General features: G+C 61.2%; 12 protein-coding genes. 5 read left to right on the top strand and 7 right to left on the bottom strand.

Annotated features, from left to right (window positions below; all coding sequences use genetic code 11):
- Nucleotides 1–349: 349 nt before the first annotated feature.
- On the bottom strand, nt 350–787 hold the full coding sequence (locus CAG00_RS03120; RefSeq protein ID WP_025340938.1) for a hypothetical protein: 438 nt from the start codon (nt 785–787) through the stop codon (nt 350–352).
- On the opposite strand from CAG00_RS03120, the gene trmL reads away from it, so the two are divergent.
- Nucleotides 786–1,247, top strand: a complete 462-nt coding sequence (trmL, locus tag CAG00_RS03115; RefSeq protein WP_013974580.1) for a tRNA (uridine(34)/cytosine(34)/5-carboxymethylaminomethyluridine(34)-2'-O)-methyltransferase TrmL — start codon at nt 786–788, stop codon at nt 1,245–1,247. The genes CAG00_RS03120 and trmL overlap by 2 nt on opposite strands.
- Before the next feature lie 221 nt (nt 1,248–1,468).
- On the opposite strand, the gene CAG00_RS03110 is transcribed toward trmL, so the two are convergent.
- The 4 genes from CAG00_RS03110 to CAG00_RS03095 all read right to left on the bottom strand — a co-directional run bounded on the left by CAG00_RS03110 (nt 1,469) and on the right by CAG00_RS03095 (nt 3,904).
- Nucleotides 1,469–2,419: a transposase gene (locus CAG00_RS03110; protein ID WP_085663479.1), complete on the bottom strand. Its 951-nt coding sequence runs from the start codon at nt 2,417–2,419 to the stop codon at nt 1,469–1,471.
- Between the two features lie 290 nt (nt 2,420–2,709).
- Nucleotides 2,710–3,195, bottom strand: coding sequence for a protein-export chaperone SecB (gene secB / locus CAG00_RS03105; protein WP_013974581.1), 486 nt, complete (start codon nt 3,193–3,195; stop codon nt 2,710–2,712).
- 39 nt (nt 3,196–3,234) lie between these two features.
- Nucleotides 3,235–3,489 (bottom strand): glutaredoxin 3, encoded by a 255-nt coding sequence (grxC, locus tag CAG00_RS03100; RefSeq protein ID WP_003249204.1) that lies wholly within the window; start codon nt 3,487–3,489, stop codon nt 3,235–3,237.
- A gap of 1 nt (nt 3,490) precedes the next feature.
- On the bottom strand, nt 3,491–3,904 hold the full coding sequence (locus tag CAG00_RS03095) for a rhodanese-like domain-containing protein (RefSeq protein ID WP_003259887.1): 414 nt from the start codon (nt 3,902–3,904) through the stop codon (nt 3,491–3,493).
- 206 nt (nt 3,905–4,110) lie between these two features.
- Here CAG00_RS03095 and gpmI point away from each other — a divergent pair, with 206 nt between their 5' ends.
- The 4 genes from gpmI to CAG00_RS03075 all read left to right on the top strand — a co-directional run bounded on the left by gpmI (nt 4,111) and on the right by CAG00_RS03075 (nt 9,374).
- Nucleotides 4,111–5,646 (top strand): 2,3-bisphosphoglycerate-independent phosphoglycerate mutase, encoded by a 1,536-nt coding sequence (gene gpmI, locus CAG00_RS03090; RefSeq protein WP_054572194.1) that lies wholly within the window; start codon nt 4,111–4,113, stop codon nt 5,644–5,646.
- A 231-nt stretch (nt 5,647–5,877) separates the two neighbouring features.
- Nucleotides 5,878–7,182: a murein hydrolase activator EnvC gene (locus CAG00_RS03085; protein ID WP_085663478.1), complete on the top strand. Its 1,305-nt coding sequence runs from the start codon at nt 5,878–5,880 to the stop codon at nt 7,180–7,182.
- A gap of 78 nt (nt 7,183–7,260) precedes the next feature.
- Nucleotides 7,261–8,577, top strand: coding sequence for a S41 family peptidase (locus CAG00_RS03080; RefSeq protein ID WP_015272120.1), 1,317 nt, complete (start codon nt 7,261–7,263; stop codon nt 8,575–8,577).
- A gap of 8 nt (nt 8,578–8,585) precedes the next feature.
- Entirely contained in the window at nt 8,586–9,374 is a 789-nt protein-coding gene (locus tag CAG00_RS03075; protein WP_015272121.1) for a divergent polysaccharide deacetylase family protein, read from the top strand.
- On the opposite strand, the gene CAG00_RS03070 is transcribed toward CAG00_RS03075, so the two are convergent.
- Both CAG00_RS03070 and CAG00_RS03065 read right to left on the bottom strand, forming a co-directional pair.
- Nucleotides 9,358–14,004, bottom strand: a complete 4,647-nt coding sequence (locus CAG00_RS03070) for a dermonecrotic toxin domain-containing protein (RefSeq protein WP_085663477.1) — start codon at nt 14,002–14,004, stop codon at nt 9,358–9,360. The two genes, CAG00_RS03075 and CAG00_RS03070, sit on opposite strands and share 17 nt — an antisense overlap.
- A 120-nt stretch (nt 14,005–14,124) precedes the next feature.
- Nucleotides 14,125–16,071, bottom strand: a complete 1,947-nt coding sequence (locus tag CAG00_RS03065) for a BCCT family transporter (protein ID WP_256578953.1) — start codon at nt 16,069–16,071, stop codon at nt 14,125–14,127.
- Nucleotides 16,072–16,427: the final 356 nt, after the last annotated feature.

Raw genomic sequence — 16,427 nt, 5'->3', positions numbered from 1 at the left:
CGGCCTTGTGTCGCGATGGGCCGCAAAGCGGCCCCAAACATTTCAGCCCTTCGATGCACCGATCCTGTGCCCGATGCACCTCTCGAAGGCACAAATCCCCCGCAAAAACGGCCAAATCACCCTGAAAACCCATAATTGACGGGCTTTTCAAAACTGGCACGCCCCCTGCAATAACCCATACATATCCAGTTTCGGGGGCCCTGGTACAGGCAGGCCGGGTGAACCCCTCTTTTATTCGCAACATCGCCAGTTTTGGGGACCTCGGTACAGGCAGGCCGGGCCATCCCCCCTTTATACGCAGTACCCCTTTCGGGGACCCTGGTACAGGCAGGCCGGGATATCCCCTCTTTTATTCGTGCAGTTTCACCTGCAACCGCCAGCGCCCAGCGTCCTCTGCACCGGCCCACTCGCCGTGCAGGGGGCGCGCGGCCACCACCGTCAGCAACAGACCTTCCTTGCTATTCTGCACCCGCCAGCTCACAGGCTTGCCCTGCAGGCTCAGTTGCCCTTGCCGGGCCTTGCCCTGGGCCTGGAACAATAGCGCTACCGTACCTTCCACATTCTCGCCATGCAGCTGAGGCTCTTCGTTGAACCACAGCTCCAGGCCATCCTGCACCACCTCCACCTGCTGCAACTCGCGCTCGTCGGGTGTAGTCAGGCGGCCGATCATCAACCCTACCATCAAGCCGACGATCGCCAGCGACAGCATCACCCGCGGGAACGCCTTCGAACGCACGTCCGGTTCGGGGGTAGAATGCCCGTCATCTTCACGCTTGGAGCCGTGCATGTTTCACGTCATCCTTTTTCAACCAGAAATTCCGCCGAATACCGGCAACATCATTCGCCTCTGCGCCAACAGCGGCTGCGACCTGCACCTGATCGAGCCCATCAGCTTCGAACTGGACGACAAGCGCCTGCGGCGCGCGGGGCTGGATTACCACGAGTATGCCACGCTCAAGCGCCACGAGAGCCTGGCCGGATGCCTGGAAAGCCTGGGCAACCCACGGCTGTTCGCCTTCACCACCAAGGGCTCGCACCCGTTCCACGAAGTGGCTTACCAGCCGGGTGATGCCTTCCTGTTCGGGCCAGAAAGCCGCGGCCTGCCGGCCGAAGTACTGGACAGCCTGCCGGCCGAACAACGCCTGCGCCTGCCGATGCGGCCGGGGTGCCGCAGCCTGAATCTGTCCAATACCGTGGCTGTGACGGTGTATGAGGCGTGGCGGCAGAATGGGTTTGCCGGGAGCTGAGCTGTAGCCTGTGCCGGCCCTTTCGCGGGCTCGCCCGCGCCCACAGGCAGGGCGCCGAACGCGAACCTGTGGGAGCAACTGTCTTGCTCAATTTCAAAAAGCTGGCGCGATCCCTGTGGGAGCGGGCTTGCCCGCGAACACGGGCGAAGCCCGTGCCATCCACCACGGTGTTGGCTTCGCGGGCAAGCCCGCTTCCACGCGGCTCACGCTGCGTTCTGGATTTACGTTGTACTTTCAGGCTGCGGTAGCACTAGATCGAGCCATGATGTACCCGTTCTGAGCATGGCATTTAACCGCACGATGAACGTTCTCATGCAGGCCACGATAGCGACTTTGGGAAGTTTTCCGCGCTCCCGCAGTGACTGATAACGAGCCTTGAGTGCTGGGTTGTATTTCATCGCCACAAGGCATGCCATGTACAGCGATCGCCTGACCGCAAATCGCCCGCCCGAGATAGAGCGCTTGCCCATGAATTTCCCGCTGTCGTGGTTGAAGGGCGCCACCCCAACCAGGGAGGCAATTTCTCTGGATTCAACCCGACCTAGCTCCGGCAGCAGCGCTATTAGTTTGCCCGCCGTCACCATCCCAATGCCTTTCACTTTGATCAGCTGGGCAACCCGTTCGTCGTTCAGCATCGCGATTTGCTGTTCGATCTCACACTCAACCCGTTTGATCTGCGCCTTGAAGTGTTTCAGGTTGGCATTCAGGTAGTTAGCAACTGCAGTCGATTGCACCTGCTTCAGGCGCCGCAGGTCGTCATCTCGCTGTTGAACCATCCGATCACGTTGCTGAAGCAACTCTCGCAGAAGCGCTCGTTCGGGGCTGACTCGTAGAGAGGGTTGATCTGGAATGACTTCGGCATAGTGCGCCAGAACCTCGGCGTCGATGGCGTCAGTCTTGGCCTTGATGCCTAAAGAGTCAGCGAATGACCTGGCTCGCCTGGGATTGACGCGTATGACCTTGTAGCCAGCGTCCTGTAGAAAACGCATGACATCTCGCTCGTAGCCACCCGTTGCCTCTAACAGGACGCGTTTGATACTGAGCTTGCGAAGGCTCTCCAGTAGCGCCTCAAACCCTATTGGATCATTGCTTAAATGCATTTTGATGCCCTGTGGCCGCACCGCAGCATCAAGGGAGAGACTGGAAACATCGATACCCAAGAAGGAAGCCATCACCAAAACCTCCTAAACTCAACACAGTGAGAGGACTTTGGCTTGGCCCACGCTTGTGATTCAAGATCAGAGCCGCATCCAACTGTTCGGGCTCTCGCCAAAGTGGAACGGTGAATGGCAGCTTTTGCTCCCACACGTGCTCAAGGCACCTACGGCATTCAGCTTGCCATTCACCGCTCTCACTCCAAATTCTAATCCCCCATCAAGACACAAGCGGGCATGCCCGCGAAGAGGCCGGCACAGGCAACAAAAAAGCGCCCCGAGAGGCGCTTTCTTGATACCAGCAGCTATTACTGCACAGTCGGCGCTTCGCCGGCTTCCTGCATGCGCTGCATTTCCTGCGCGTACAGGGCGTCGAAGTTGACCGGCGACAGCATCAGGGCCGGGAACGAACCGCGGGTCACCAGGCTGTCCAGGGTCTCGCGGGCGTACGGGAACAGGATGTTCGGGCAGAACGCACCCAGAGTGTGGCTCATCGAAGCCGCGTCCAGGTTCTTGATCAGGAAGATACCGGCCTGCTGCACTTCAGCGATGAAGGCCACTTCGTCACCGTTCTTGACGGTAACCGACAGGGTCAGCACCACCTCGTGGAAGTCGCCTTCCAGGGCTTTCTGCTTGGTGTTCAGGTCCAGGGCAACGCTCGGCTCCCAGGTCTGGCGGAAGATCTGCGGGCTTTTCGGGGCTTCGAACGACAGGTCGCGCACATAGATGCGCTGCATGGAGAACTGAGGGCTGTTGTCTTCTGCAGCAGCGCCGTTGGTCTGTTGGTCAGTCATGGCAGATCCTTATCCTAATGTTTTTGAATGCAGTGCAAATCAGGCCGCCAGCAGCGCGTCGAGCTTGCCGGCGCGCTCCAGGGCATAAAGGTCATCGCATCCACCGACGTGGGTGCTGCCGATCCAGATCTGCGGCACAGATGTACGGCCGGCCTTCTGGCTCATCTCGGCACGAACCTGTGGCTTGCCGTCGACCTTGATTTCCTCGAAGGCCACGCCCTTGCTCTCGAGCAGGTACTTGGCGCGCATGCAGTAGGGGCAGTAGTCGCTGGAATAGACGATGACGGGCTTCATATCACTTCACCAGGGGCAGGTTATCGGCTTTCCAGCTGGAAACGCCACCGCTCAGTTTGGCGGCGTTGTAACCAGCCTTGAGCAGCTCGCGGCAGATGGTGCCGGACTGCTGGCCCATCGAGTCGACGACGATCAGGGTCTTCTCTTTGTGCTTGTCCAGCTCGCTCATGCGGTTGACCAGCTTGTCCTGCGGGATGTTCACCGCACCGACGATGTGACCGGCGGAGTATTCCTTGGTCGGGCGAATGTCGATGACCAGGGCTTTCTCGGCATTGACCAGGGCAGTCAGCTGGCCGTTGCTCAGGCTCTGGCCGCCGCGACGGATTTCGTTGACCAGCAGCGCGACCAGCAAAACAACGAAGATCGCCACCAGGATGTAGTGGTTTGTCGCAAATTGAATCAGGTTAGCAACCATCTGGGGTGTTCCACGCGATTGAAAATGCCGGCCAGTATACACAGGCCCTTATTGCCACCAAAGCCCGACGGGCCGGCCGGAAAGGTACCTTCATGTTGCCACATTGGCCACGCTGGTCAGGGAACAGGACGAATATTCGCCGCCGGTGGCGCATTTGCCCTAAAATGCGTGTCTTTATCATCTTTGAACAACCGTGAGTTTGATTGATGACGAGTACGCCCAAACCCCTGGTCCTGATCATCCTGGATGGCTTCGGCCACAGCGAAAGCCCCGAATACAACGCCATCTATGCCGCCAACACACCGGTCTATGACCGCCTGCGCGCCAGCCAGCCGCATGGCCTCATTTCCGGCTCAGGCATGGATGTCGGCCTGCCGGACGGGCAGATGGGCAACTCCGAAGTCGGTCACATGAACCTCGGTGCCGGCCGCGTGGTGTATCAGGATTTCACCCGGGTGACCAAAGCCATCCGCGACGGCGAGTTCTTCGAGAACCCGGTACTGACCGGCGCCGTGGACAAGGCAGCCAGTGCCGGCAAGGCTGTGCACATTCTCGGCCTGCTGTCCGATGGCGGCGTACACAGCCACCAGGACCACCTGGTAGCCATGGCCGAACTGGCCGCGCAGCGCGGCGCGCAGAAGATCTACCTGCACGCCTTCCTCGATGGCCGCGACACGCCGCCACGCAGCGCGCAGTCGTCCATCGAACTGCTCGACGCCACCTTCGCCAAGCTGGGCAAGGGCCGCATCGCCAGCCTGATCGGCCGCTATTACGCCATGGACCGTGACAACCGCTGGGACCGTGTCAGCGCCGCCTACAACCTGATCGTCGACAGCGCTGCCGAATACACCGCCGACACCGCCTTGGCCGGCCTGGAAGCGGCCTACGCCCGCGACGAGAGCGACGAGTTCGTCAAGGCCACGCGCATTGGTGAAGCAGTCAAGGTCGAAGACGGCGACGCGGTGATCTTCATGAACTTCCGCGCCGACCGCGCCCGCGAACTGTCGCGCGTGTTCGTCGAAGCCGACTTCAACGAATTTCCGCGTGCCCGCCTGCCAAAACTGGCCGCCTACATCGGCCTGACCCAGTACTCGGCAAAAATCCCGGCCCCCGCCGCCTTCGCCCCGGCCAGCCTGAACAACGTGCTGGGCGAGTACCTGGCGAAGAACGGCAAGACCCAGCTGCGCATCGCCGAGACCGAGAAGTATGCCCATGTCACCTTCTTCTTCTCCGGCGGCCGTGAAGAGCCTTTCGAAGGCGAAGAGCGCATTCTGATCCCGTCGCCGAAGGTCGCCACCTACGACCTGCAGCCGGAAATGAGCGCACCGGAAGTTACCGACCGCATCGTCGAGGCTATCGAGCAACAGCGTTATGACGTGATCGTGGTCAACTACGCCAACGGCGACATGGTCGGCCATACCGGCGTGTTCGAGGCTGCGGTGAAAGCCGTCGAGGCCTTGGATGGCTGCGTCGGGCGCATCGTCGAAGCTCTGGACAAGGTCGGCGGCGAAGCGCTGATCACCGCCGACCATGGCAACGTCGAGCAAATGGAAGACGAGTGCACCGGCCAGGCGCACACCGCGCATACCACCGAGCCGGTACCGTTCATCTATGTGGGCAAGCGCAACGTCAAGGTGCGTGACGGCGGCGTGCTGGCCGATGTGGCGCCGACCATGCTGAAGCTGCTGGGGCTGGAAAAGCCGGTGGAAATGACTGGTACCTCGATTCTGGTCGATGCCTGATTCGGTGCCAAAGGGAGCCGCTTTGCGGCCCATTCGCAGCACAAGGCTGCTCCTACAAAGGGCTCATGCAATGCCTGTAGGAGCAGCCTTGTGCTGCGAATGGGCTGCACAGCAGCCCCAATAACACATGAATTCCAGACAAACGCCCCTCTGCACCCGCAGCGAGGCGTTTTTTTTGCCCGCCCGCGCGGGCATACTAGGCCAGTCTCCATCCTTGGTACGCCAAACCCCATGCTTCGCGCCCTGATCCTCCTAGCCCTGTCTTGCCTGCTCAGCCCGGCCTTTGCCGATGAGCGTGCGCAGACCCAGCAGCAACTGGACGCCACCCGCCAGGACATTGCCGAGCTCAAGAAGACGCTGGGCAAGCTCCAGGAAGAAAAGGCCGGTGTGCAAAAGGACCTCAAAGCCACCGAGACCGATATCGGCAACCTCGAAAAGCAGGTGGAGGCCCTGCAGCAAGAACTAAAAAAGACCGAGGGCGAGCTGGAGCGCCTTGATACCGAGAAAAAAAAACTCCAGAGCGCCCGCGTTGAACAACAGCGACTGATCGCCATCCAGGCCCGTTCGGCCTACCAGAACGGCCGCGAGGAATACCTCAAGCTGCTGCTCAACCAGCAGAACCCCGAGAAGTTCGCCCGCACCCTCACCTACTACGACTACCTGAGCAAGGCGCGCCTGGAGCAACTGCGCACCTTCAACGAGACCCTGCGCCAGCTGGCCAACGTCGAACAGGAAATCGCTACCCAGCAGCAACAGCTGCTGGCCCAGCGCGCCGACCTCGACAGCCGCCGCCAGGCCCTGGAAACCGAGCGTGGCAAGCGCCAGCAGGTGCTGGCCAAGCTCAACAGCGACATGAAGGACCGCGACCAGAAGCTGCAATCGCGCGAGCAGGATCAGGCCGACCTGTCCAAGGTACTCAAGACCATCGAGGAAACCCTCGCCCGCCAGGCCCGCGAGGCCGAAGAAGCGCGCAAGAAGGCCTTGCTGGCCCAGCAGGAAGCGGAAAAGCGCCGCCAGCAGGAAGCCCTCGCTGCCGCTGCCGCTCGCGAACAGGCCCGCGAACCGGTGGCGCCACCGAAAAAGGCCCGCACCACCCTGGGCCCGCTGGTTTCCAGCGACGGCGCGAACTACGGCGGCGCATTTTCTGCCGCACGGGGAAAACTTCCCTGGCCAGTCAATGGTCGATTGCTGGCACGTTTCGGTGATGCCCGCGGCAGCGATGCCCGTGCCAAGTGGGACGGGGTGATGATCAGCGCCAACCCGGGCACTCAGGTACGTGCCGTGCACGGCGGGCGCGTGGTGTTCGCCGACTGGTTGCGCGGTGCCGGGCTTCTGGTCATTCTCGACCATGGCAACGGTTACCTGAGCCTGTACGGCCATAACCAGAGCCTGCTCAAGAGCGCCGGTGATATCGTCAAGGCCGGCGAGGCCATTTCCACCGTTGGCGACAGCGGCGGCCAGGACGCTGCCGGCTTGTACTTCGCCATCCGCCAGCAGGGCCGGCCTACCGACCCTTCGCAGTGGTGCCGGGGCTAGTCAAATTTCTACGGGGTAGCCCACGGGCTGCGCCGATGCTCCCCAGGGAGCGCTTACAGGATCAGGAGTTCGTTCGACATGCTGCACTCGCCTCGTCTCACCCAGCTGGCCCTGTCCATCGCCCTGGCGGTCGGCGCGCCCCTGGCCACTGCCGCGGAGCCGGCCAAGCCGGCCGCAGTACCGGCCACCGAGGTGACCGCCAAGGCGCCACTGCCGCTTGAAGAGCTGCGCACCTTCGCCGAGGTCATGGACCGCATCAAGGCGGCCTATGTGGAGCCGGTGGATGACAAGACCCTGCTGGAAAATGCCATCAAGGGCATGCTCAGCAACCTCGACCCGCACTCGGCCTACCTCGGCCCAGAGGACTTCCAGGAGCTGCAGGAAAGCACCAGCGGCGAGTTCGGCGGGCTGGGCATCGAAGTAGGCCAGGAAGACGGCTTCATCAAGGTGGTCTCGCCGATCGACGACACCCCGGCATCGCGTGCCGGCGTGCAGGCCGGCGACCTGATCGTCAAGATCAACGGCGCCCCGACCCGTGGCCAGACCATGACCGAAGCGGTCGACAAGATGCGTGGCAAGGTGGGCGAGAAAATCACCCTGACCTTGGTGCGTGACGGCGGCACCCCCTTCGACGTGACCCTGGCCCGCGCGGTCATCCAGGTCAAGAGCGTGAAGAGCCAGCTGCTGGAGAACGACTACGGCTACATCCGCATTACCCAGTTCCAGGTCAAGACCGGCGACGAAGTAGGCAAGGCCCTGGCCAAACTGCGCAAGGACAACGGCAAGAAGCTGCGCGGCGTGGTGCTGGACCTGCGCAACAACCCGGGCGGCGTGCTGCAGTCGGCGGTGGAAGTGGCCGACCACTTCCTGACCAAGGGCCTGATCGTCTACACCAAGGGCCGCATCGCCAACTCCGAGCTGCGCTTCTCGGCCGACCCGGCCGACGCCAGCGACGGCGTGCCACTGGTGGTGCTGATCAACGGCGGCAGTGCCTCGGCCTCGGAAATTGTCGCCGGCGCCCTGCAAGACCAGAAACGCGCCGTGCTGATGGGCACCGACAGCTTCGGCAAAGGCTCGGTGCAGACCGTGCTGCCACTGGCCAACGACCGTGCCCTGAAGCTCACCACCGCGCTGTACTTCACCCCCAACGGCCGCTCGATCCAGGCCCAGGGCATCGTCCCCGACATCGAAGTGCGCCCGGCCAAGCTCACCGCCGAAGCCGACACCGACAACTTCAAGGAAGCCGACCTGCAGGGCCACCTGGGCAACGGCAACGGCGGTGCCGACCGCCCGACCGGCAGCGGCAAGCGCAAGGAGCGCCCGCAGGATGACGACTTCCAGCTGAGCCAGGCTCTGAGCCTGCTCAAAGGCCTGAACATCACCAAGGGCGACTGATCCACTCCATGCGTTATCTGCTGTGTCTGCTGTTCTGCCTGATGGCAGGGGTCGCGCAAGCGGCGCCGGCCGGCAAGGCCTACATGAGCATCATCATCGACGACCTCGGCCAGAGCAGCGAGCGCGACAGCCGCACCTTGGCCCTGCCCGGCCCGGTAACCCTGGCGATCATGCCGGACACTCCGCATGCCACCACGTTTGCCCGGCAGGCGCACAAGGCCGGCAAGACAGTTATCCTGCACATGCCCATGGACCCGGCCACCGGCCCTTACGCCTGGCACCCGGGCACGCCCCTGCCGGAGCTTGCCCACCGCCTGGACACCGCCCTGGCGCAGGTGCCTTACGCAGTCGGTATCAACAACCACATGGGCAGCCGCATGACCGCCCAACCCGAAGCGATGGCCATGCTGATGGCCGACCTGCAACGCCGACACCTGTTTTTTGTCGACAGCCGCACCAGCGCTGCCACGGTGGCTGCATTCCAGGCTCAGGCCCAGGGCCTGGCACAGGTATCCCGCGATGTCTTTCTGGACAACGTACGTACGGTCGAGGCCATCGGCAGCGAATTGCAGCTCGGGGTCGAACTGGCTCGCAAACAAGGCTCAGCCGTGCTGATCGGCCACCCTTATCCGCAAACCCTCGAAGTGCTCGAACGCGAACTGCCCCGACTGAAGCGCCAGGGCGTAGAGCTGATCGGCCTGGAACAGATGATTGCCGAGCGGGGCAATCAGACGATGCCCGCGCATGCCAAGCACCATCCCACCGCCCCCGTTGGCCGACTCAATGGAAAGGAATGATTCCTCGGGCCTGTGCCAGAGTAAGGGCTCCCCTGTGCAATCGCTGTTTCGAGTCTGCAGCGGCCTTGCTACTCAAACGACGCTGGCTCCAGGTCTTGAGGTGACCCACCGTGAAATCCTCTGCAAACGCATCTGGCGAGCTGAAATGAAAGTGCGCAGCCCAGAGGTTCCGCTTGCTCGGTAGACGAACGATCCGGTATTCGTCAAAAGCGCTGCCATCCTGCATGGTGCGCCGTTCCACATATTCGACCTGTATCAGGTGCTTTCCGTGGAGATACTGCAAACCTTCGGCCGACGGATACTTGGTGTCGGTATAGAGCCTGGTCATCTGAAATGTTTTATCCGCCTCCAACTTGTCCAGATCCACTTCCAGCGTCCTGATCAGCTTGTCGTTTCCTCCGGCATCACGCACCACACTGAGTGCCTGATTCAGCTTTTCCAGATGCTGATCGAACAACTGCTTGAGCAACGCCCCTTTGATGTCGTGCTTGACATAGTCCTTGGCCTGCTCCCTGACTGCATCGCTCTCGTCCAGAAGCGCCTGTACCCACATGGGCAGGTCAGTTGGAGCAGCTTCGTCCGCCAATGAAGGGCGCTTGCTTTCACGCTGTCGCCATTCCCCATCCACCAGGTCGAAGGTTGCCAGTACTTCTTCACTGAACGTCTCCCGCACTTCAACGATCTGGCTTTCGTCTATCGTCCTTTCCACCCCGATCATCAACTGCCCAGCAAGGTTGCGCACCACTCGCTGCTCTTCGGTAGACACCTTGTAGGGTCTGCGCTTTTGCGCGACCGTTCCACCCTCCTGCTCCGAGATCGCGGCAACCAGCCGCTGTCCTGCATCTTCCTTCAGTTGCTTTACATGGTTGCGATACCGCTCGAGCATCACGGGTTCGATCAGTTCGCCACCTTCACGGAGAATGCGGGCACTGTTGAGTAATGCGGCAGAGTACTCATCCCATGCCTCTTGCAGGATCACGATGCGGTCGTCTGCCGACAGATTGGCGAAGTCAAGCTCCCCATGAGTCTCTGCGGCATTGCGCAAGGCCATGCTGACCAGTTCGTCCCGGTAGCGGGCGACTGTCTGGAGGCCGCCGGGAGCATTGAGGTGCAAGGCCAGGTCTGCCAGGTTCTGCACCTGATGGAAGCGCATCTGCACGGTCGAAAACGGTCTTTCGTCGATCAGATGCCCCACTGTGCGATGGTCACCAGGGGGGTTGGAAGGTATGACAAGCTCAACCGGCGACTCGGCCAGCAAATTGTCCAGGTGCACTCGTATGGCAAGCATGCGGTCCTGATACTCAGCCACATGCTCCAGCTTGATACGAAACGCAGCATATTGTTCGCCGACTTCAGCCAATGGCTTACCATCAATAGCCCGTTGCAGCGCGGCAAGTTGCGGATAGTCCGTAAGGCTCCAGAGCTCGTTGTAAACGAAGACACAATCGCGAATCAGCTCTGTGCGAGCATTCTCTTCATGCTTGGCAACAGGCTTATCCAACCCATCTTTTTGGCGTTGCCCGGCATATTTGGGTTCCGCCATCGTGATCAACAGCTTTAGCTGTTCGTCTTCCTTGCCAATGGCCTCTTCAAGCAGCGAAACGATTTGCTCACGCTGCTGGGCGATACTTTCCCGCGCATCCATCGCTCGTTGTTCATACTGCGCGGTCAGTGACCGGAGAGCTGTCGTATCGGTACCTGCCGGGGCCGAATTCACATCCTCCTGCGCCTTTGCCTTCAACGCGTCCATTTTGACGAGGCTCTGGTGCAAAGCCATCATCTGCTGACTCGCTGCCTGAACCGTCGACTTCAACTTCGGGATTTCCGCATCCAACTGGACGACGCGGTCGTAAAGTTTCTTGAATCGGACCGATACCGAAGTTCTGGGGCTGGGAGCCCCTCCTGCAAGGCGCAATTTCGTATCCACCCGCCAAGCCCCGTCGACAAATGCCAACCAGGGCCCGTAACCGCCAGTCGCATCGACTACCCGAACTCCCTCAGCCAGCAACTCCACGCTATAGAGGTCACCAGCCATGGCCGCGTAGTAGTTCTTATCGATCTGGTACAGGCCTTCACCATCGCCCGCTGTCAAAGGCTTCAACCCATTGACAGAGACGCTGGAGCGCATGGCTTGCAACCTTTGCCGCTGTTGCGCGGGCAGCCAGTTGAACCCATGCTGGCCGCGCCAGGAAAAGTCCAGCACCTGGCTGCCCAGTTCGCCCAGCGTGCCTTCCGGTTCTTCACGCGCCTCGATAGCTAGTTCGGCAAACGCGCCGTTTTGCCGGTCAGGTCCTTCGAACAGTGAAACATCAGGCAGCCGCCTTGTGGGCACTGTCTCCTGCTTCGGTTGATGGGCATGCAGCAGCGTCATCCCGAGGTTGAGCAACAAGTCGGCCACTGCAGCAGACCGATCGAACTCACCACCCTGCTCCAACGCGGTCAAGTCGTTTTGCAGCGAAGCCAGAAACTGTACCAACCAGGCCACAGACGCGACCGGACCGCGTATCGCCTGAGTCACCACATCGAACAACAGCCAGGCGCCTTCGCACAGGAGCTGCCAGCGGCTCTCGGCGTCAGATACCGATTCCAGCCCTGCCAGCTCGACCAGCAGATCTCGATTGGCCTGGTAGATTTTCTCGTCAACCTTGTTGCGCCACAGCTTCAGGTCGAGCATCGCCGGCTCCGGCTTGGCCGGGAGCGTATAAGGGTCGATACCAATACTCACAATGTGCGGCTCGCTGAAACCACCCTCTGCATATACGTCGCGCGCGGTCGGGTCGATCCAGTCAAGAATGCTCTCTTGGAAGAGAGCCGACTCACGAATATGTGCAAGCAAGGCCTCAAGGCTTGCGTACTCGCGAACCGTGTCCTGTCGATATAGCGGGCGGTACACCAGAACCTTTGCCGGCTCGGCGCAGAACAGCAAGTACATGCCGCGCACAGTGTCTTTCTTGCGCGAATGGCGGCTGCGCCTGAAAGCCAAAGGGATCAGTGACATGCGCGGAACCAAGGGGTCCTGATGACCTGCGCAAAAATCGACCACGCACTGTAAACCCACCTCGGAGACTTTAGCGTCGAGCCTGGCCGAAATGGCGCTGGAAAGAAACGCGCTTCGCCACTCCCTGCCCAAAAGCTCGACGCGCTCGGCACGCATGGCCTGATCATCCAACTGTCCGGCAACATAGGCCGGGTAGCGGCCACCAATGTCTACCTGGGTGACCAATCGCTTCGCTGCATCGGCATTCAGCCACTTCGGAAGCTTGATGCTCTTCTGATGGCGGACCTGCTTGATGTACGCGCCCTTGAGCGAAGCAAGGTTACCAATGGCGAATTCGGTAAGCGACTTGGTGCCCACGAACGCCAGTGGCTCGCCACCGCCGGCTCCAGTCGCAGCGCCACCAGGCACACCCCGGGCGATGTACAGGTCAAGAAGCACCTGATCTGGAGAAATTTCGTCCCCGTGCTCGCTTTTTATCTGCTCGGTCAGTTGCTGCGCGGTATACGCCGTCAATGACTGGATGCCGTCCAGCACCGAAACACCTCCGGCATCCAGTTGGTCGAGGGAGAGTTGCAACAACGCGGCGCGACAGGCAAAGCTGTCCTGCGGGGCGCTGGCCCTGAGCCCCGGCGGGGCTACGGTGGCTGGCGTGTCGTCTTCGTAGCGCACGAACCAGGCCGCCGGGTCGCTCAGCTCGGCAAAACGTTGCTCCAGCGAAGCCAAATCCGCCAAGCCACTGAAGCGCATCTGGTCGAAAGCCAGGAACATGGACTCAAGCAACAGCGAAACCTGTTGGGCAAAGACGTTGCCCTCGACCGGCTGACGCGTCCACGACAGGCTTTGGAAGCTGTAGTGCCGCGCCAGTTCGTTGCGCAGCGCGTTACCGAAATCGATCAACGAGGCGAAGCTGCGCGTGATACCGGACGGGGCGCACCAGAGCACCACTTGCCGCTCATCGTAATCGGCAGTGACCAGCAGGTGACTGAGCATCTGGTCGTATTGAATCGACCCACAAGTCAGGCTGGCTTTGACGAAATAGACCGAGGGCTGGGCAGCGCCACCGCGGATCAACCCGCGGATGCAGGCCTGCTCCTGAACATCCAGCCCTTGCAGTGGCAGGCCGCGCAAAAGCGTAGTCTTGAGCAGTAATTGCAGCCACTGGTCACGGCTCACTCCCGCACTGCCCTTGTCACTCCAGTACTTGAGCTGTGCCTCGCAGAACAGCCGTGGCAACCGTTGCACCAGTTCGTCGAGTGCATCGGACAGGCCGCTCAGTTGACGGGTGTCGAACGCGCTGTCCGAGCCAGGAAAACGGTATGAGGAGGTCAATGCAAGATTGTGATGCCGCTCACCGACAGGCTCGATGTCCAGCGGCTGTGCTTCGAGCAATGCCTGGAGCACACGGTCGACCAGCGGTTGCGTGGTCCAGTAAGGCGTGCTGGGGTCGGGACTATCCAGCATGAGAGGGTCGGCGTTGGACAGCGCCGGCTTCACAAAGGCAAGCCAGGACAGCTTCTCCTGCAGCACGGTCCACAGCTGCTCGCTGGTCACCTGCCGCAATGTTGGCCGACCACTGAACTGACTGGCTGCAGCGTACTGAAAATCGAATGTGGGAATAACGGGACGTTTCATAAAGCATGCCTCCGGAAGAAAACCGGCAGGCTGAAGCAAACTTGTCCGTTACCCGGGCTAATTATTGCTTGCCCATGAAAAAGGCCCTGCGTCCTGCAGGGCCTCCTCACCGCTCAAGAATCAGCTGTACACACGCCCCAGCAACTGGCGGTGGCTTTCGAACTGGTCCAGCACATCACGCACGATCTGCTCCGGCGCAAAGCCCATCAGGTCGTACTCCTGGCTGCCATCGTGCAGGTATACCTCGGCGCGGTAGAAGCGCTGGCGCACCTCCGGCTCACCTTCCACCGGCGCTTCGCTCGGCGCGGCCAGGTAGCCATCCAGGCTCACTTCATAGACGAACGGGTTGCCCTCTTCCATCATCACCCGCAGGCCCATCATGTTGCGCGACTGGCCAACCCGGGTTTCCACCTCGAAGCCCAGGGTCTGCAACTGCGCGGCAGCTTCTTTCAGCGCCGGGCTGACCTGCTTGTCCATGAAGCGCTGTACAACGGCCTGGGTCGGCTGCAGCTCCAGCTGGGTCAGGCGCTCGCTGAAGCCACGACGGCCACGTGCGGCCAGCTCGGCACGCTCCTGCTCCACCGCCACGTCCTGCTTCATGGCCTTGTACAGGCCGAACATGAACAGCACCAGCACCACCGAGAACGGCAGACCCGCCAGCACCACCATGGTCTGCATGGCTTCGAAGTTACCGGCGAACAGTAGGCCGATGGTGACCAGGGTGATGGCCACCGACCAGAACACCACCATCCAGTGCGGGGCGTCTTCGTCGACCTTGCCACCTTTGCACGACAGGTTGGCCATCATCACCGCGCCGGAGTCGGCCGGGGTGAGGAACAGCACGAAGCCGACGAACACCGCTACACCGATCACGATCTTGGCCGCCGGGAAGTATTCCAGCAGCTGGTAGATCGACATCGACGGCTGTTCAAGGGCGGTCTTGCCCAGTTCCACGGCGCCTTGGTTGATCACCAGGTCCAGCGCGGTGTTGCCGAAGATCGACAGCCAGGCCAGGGTGAAGCCCAGCGGGATCAGCAACACGCCGCTGACCAGCTGGCGCACGGTGCGACCCTTGGAGATACGGGCAATGAACATGCCGACGAACGGGCCCCAGGAAATCCACCAGGCCCAGTAGAACACGGTCCACAGGCCCAGCCAGCGTTCGGACTTGCCAGCTTCGCCTTCATATACGTAGAGGTCGAAGGTTTTCAGCACGATGCCGTTGAGGTAGTCACCGATGTTCTGCACGAAGCCGTTAAGCAAGTGCAGGGTTTCGCCGCCCAGCAGGACGAAGATCAACAGGCCGCTGAACAGCACGATGTTCAGGTTGGACAGGCGGCGAATGCCGTTTTCCACACCCGAGACCGCCGCCACGGTGGCAACGCCGGCCATGACCAGGATCACCACCAGCAGGTTGGTCTTGCTGTGGTCCATGCCGAACAGGTATTCCAGGCCGGAGGCCACCTGCATCGAGCCGATGCCCAGGTTGGTCACCAGGCCCAGCAGGGTGACGAACATGCCGAAGATGTCCACGGCATTGCCGGCCGCACCCTTGACCCAACGCTCACCGACCAGCGGGTACAGCGCCGAGCGCAGGGCCAGCGGCTGGTTGTGGCGGTAGGCGAAGTAACCCACGGCCAGGCCGACCAGCGCGTAGATCGCCCAGCCATGCAGGCCCCAGTGCAGGAAGGTCAACTGCAGGCCCTGGCGCGCTGCGTCGAGGCTGGCAGAGGTGCCTTCCGGTGGGTTGAAGTAGTGGTCCAGCGGCTCGGAAGCGCCGAAGTACAGCAGCGAAATGCCGATACCGGAGGAGAACAGCATGCCGGCCCAGGCGCCATAGCTGAAGTCGGGCTGGTCATCCTTGCCGCCAAGCTTGAGCTTGCCGTAGTCGGAGAACGCAAGGTAGATGACGAACAGCAGGTAACCGCCGATTACCAGCATGTAATACCAGCCGAAGGTGCGCGTAAGCCATTTCTGGGCCACGCCCAGCACTTGGCCGGCGGTTTCGGGTACAGCGATAAGCAAGGCAGTCAAAACGAGAATCATCAGCGCGGAGGTGAAGAACACCACGCGGTTGACCCGTACCCTCTCGGCCGGAGGGTTGGTAAGTGAGGCAGAACTCATTGCACGAATGCTCCGGGCAGTGCGGCTGTGGAGGCTAATCAATCTTTCCCGAGCAATTGGTGGAATATCCCCACTGCATCAGGTGTTATAAAAGCACCCTTGGAAACCGTGATCCCGAATCGATACGTTGCAAAAAACAGACAGGTGGCCTGCTGCAAATGCCACGCCTCAGCTGAGGTGCGCGCATTGGTCACAGATCACCCCGCCCGCTCCAAGGGCCCGCCGCAGGGTCCATGACCGCACGGCAGAATCTGCATTTCGCATCGCTCATGCCCGTCAACGCCTTGTATTCAGGGGGT

Source organism: Pseudomonas sp. B5(2017), assembly GCF_002112825.1.
Classification (GTDB): Bacteria; Pseudomonadota; Gammaproteobacteria; order Pseudomonadales; family Pseudomonadaceae; genus Aquipseudomonas; species Aquipseudomonas putida_Z.
Note: the sequence above shows the minus strand (reverse complement) of the source record. Positions and strands in the feature narration are given on the sequence as shown.

Bases quoted from the DNA above. Each gene is read 5' to 3' on its own strand.
- trmL (WP_013974580.1), top strand. From the start codon at position 786: ATGTTTCACGTCATCCTTTTTCAACCAGAAATTCCGCCGAATACCGGC.
- CAG00_RS03120 (WP_025340938.1), bottom strand. From the start codon at position 787: ATGCACGGCTCCAAGCGTGAAGATGACGGGCATTCTACCCCCGAACCG.
- grxC (WP_003249204.1), bottom strand. From the start codon at position 3,489: ATGAAGCCCGTCATCGTCTATTCCAGCGACTACTGCCCCTACTGCATG.
- CAG00_RS03095 (WP_003259887.1), bottom strand. From the start codon at position 3,904: ATGGTTGCTAACCTGATTCAATTTGCGACAAACCACTACATCCTGGTG.
- CAG00_RS03075 (WP_015272121.1), top strand. From the start codon at position 8,586: ATGCGTTATCTGCTGTGTCTGCTGTTCTGCCTGATGGCAGGGGTCGCG.
- gpmI (WP_054572194.1), top strand. From the start codon at position 4,111: ATGACGAGTACGCCCAAACCCCTGGTCCTGATCATCCTGGATGGCTTC.
- CAG00_RS03085 (WP_085663478.1), top strand. From the start codon at position 5,878: ATGCTTCGCGCCCTGATCCTCCTAGCCCTGTCTTGCCTGCTCAGCCCG.
- CAG00_RS03070 (WP_085663477.1), bottom strand. From the start codon at position 14,004: ATGAAACGTCCCGTTATTCCCACATTCGATTTTCAGTACGCTGCAGCC.
- CAG00_RS03110 (WP_085663479.1), bottom strand. From the start codon at position 2,419: ATGGCTTCCTTCTTGGGTATCGATGTTTCCAGTCTCTCCCTTGATGCT.
- secB (WP_013974581.1), bottom strand. From the start codon at position 3,195: ATGACTGACCAACAGACCAACGGCGCTGCTGCAGAAGACAACAGCCCT.
- CAG00_RS03080 (WP_015272120.1), top strand. From the start codon at position 7,261: ATGCTGCACTCGCCTCGTCTCACCCAGCTGGCCCTGTCCATCGCCCTG.